This is a genomic window from Neoroseomonas rubea (assembly GCF_016106015.1).
GTDB classification, from domain to species: Bacteria; Pseudomonadota; Alphaproteobacteria; order Acetobacterales; family Acetobacteraceae; genus Neoroseomonas; species Neoroseomonas rubea.
Genome location: NZ_JACADQ010000543.1, coordinates 1 through 1709, shown reverse-complemented (window position 1 = coordinate 1709; position 1709 = coordinate 1). Strand labels below are relative to the sequence as shown.

Below are 1709 nucleotides of genomic sequence, written 5' to 3'. Positions count from 1 at the left end.
CATCCTCGCGGCGGCCGCCGCGACGGCGGCGACGGCGGCGGCGGCGACGCTCGGCATCCTCGGCACTCTCGCCGGCCTCGGCCTGGCGGGCGGTGTCGGCCCCCTCCTCCGCCTCGGCCTCGATCTCGGCGGGCTCCTCGGCCTCGACCGGCTCGGGGGCGTAGTCCATGCGCAGCGCGGAGGGCGCGGCGGGAACAGCGCCGGGCTCGGCCGCGCGCAGCCGCTCGATCTTGAGCGCGGGCGGCATCAGCGTGTCGTCGGGCTCGAACAGCACGGCCATGCCGAAGCGGGCCTCGATCTCGGCCAGCCGTTCGCGCTTGCGATTGAGCAGCCACAGCGCGACGGGGGCCGCGACGCGCACCATGATCTCGGCGGCGCGGCGCTTCGCGCCCTCCTCCTCGACCGCGCGCAGCACCTGCAGGGCGCTCGATTCCACGCTGCGGACGATGCCGCGCCCCTGGCAATGCGGGCAGGCGACGAAGGTCTGCTCGGCGATGGACGGGCGCAGCCGCTGGCGGCTCATCTCCAGCAGGCCGAAATGGCTGATGCGGCCGACCTGGATGCGGGCGCGGTCGTGCTTCAGCGCCTCCTTCAGGCGGCGCTCCACCATGCCGTCGTGCTTGGACGACTCCATGTCGATGAAGTCGATGACGATCAGGCCGGCAAGGTCGCGCAGGCGGAGCTGTCGGGCGATCTCGTCCGCCGCCTCGAGGTTGGTGCGCAGCGCCGTGTCCTCGATGTGCCGGTCGCGCGTCGCGCGGCCCGAGTTCACGTCGATGGCGACCAGCGCCTCGGTCTGGTTGATGACGACGTAGCCGCCGGACTTCAGCTGCACGACCGGCGAGTGCATCGCGTCCAGCTGGGTGTCGACATTGTGCCGGGCGAACAGCGGCACGGCGTCGCGATGCATGCGGATGCGGCCGGAATTGGCGGGCATGAGCATCCGCATGAACTCGCGCGCCTGGGCATAGGCGTCGTCGCCCTCGACCACCACCTCGTCGATGTCGCGGCCATAGACGTCGCGGATCGAGCGCTTGATGAGGTCGGCTTCCTCGTAGATCAGCGCCGGGGCGGTCGAGGCGAGCGTGCGTTCGCGGATGCTGTCCCACAGCCGCAGCAGGTATTCGCAGTCGCGCTTGATCTCGGGCTTGGGCCGCTGCGCGCCGGCGGTGCGGACGATGAGCGACATGCCATCGGGCAGGCTCATCTCCTCCACCACTTCCCGCAGCCGCTTGCGGTCGGCAGCCGAGGTGATCTTGCGCGAGACGCCGCCGCCGCGCGGGCTGTTCGGCATCAGGACGGAGAAGCGGCCGGCGAGCGAGATGTAGGTGGTCAGCGCCGCGCCCTTGTTGCCGCGCTCCTCCTTCACGACCTGCACCAGCATGATCTGCCGGCGCCGGATCACCTCCTGGATCTTGTAGTGGCGGAGGAACTTCGGCGGGATGCGGCGCTCGCGGCGCTCCTCCTCGGTCTCCGCGGGCAGGTCCTCGCCGCCGATGGTCTCGGGCGGGGGCGCCTCCTCCTCGGCGGGCAGGCTCTCGACGCGGCCGAGGCCGGCATCCTCGCCCTCGGCCGCGACGGGCTCGGGATCGAGGCCGGCATCGGGGGTGCCGGTGATCCGCTCCTCGGCCATGTCGAGCGGCTGGGCCGCGGGCGGCTCGGCATCCCCGGCGCCGGGCGGCGGCTCGGCGGCCACGGGTGCGGCGGCG

1 protein-coding gene is annotated in these 1709 nt (G+C 72.7%); it reads right to left on the bottom strand.

The window, feature by feature from the left end:
• The coding region (locus tag HW577_RS24660; RefSeq protein ID WP_198378733.1) for an Rne/Rng family ribonuclease at positions 1–1709 on the bottom strand (1709 nt) is incomplete at both ends.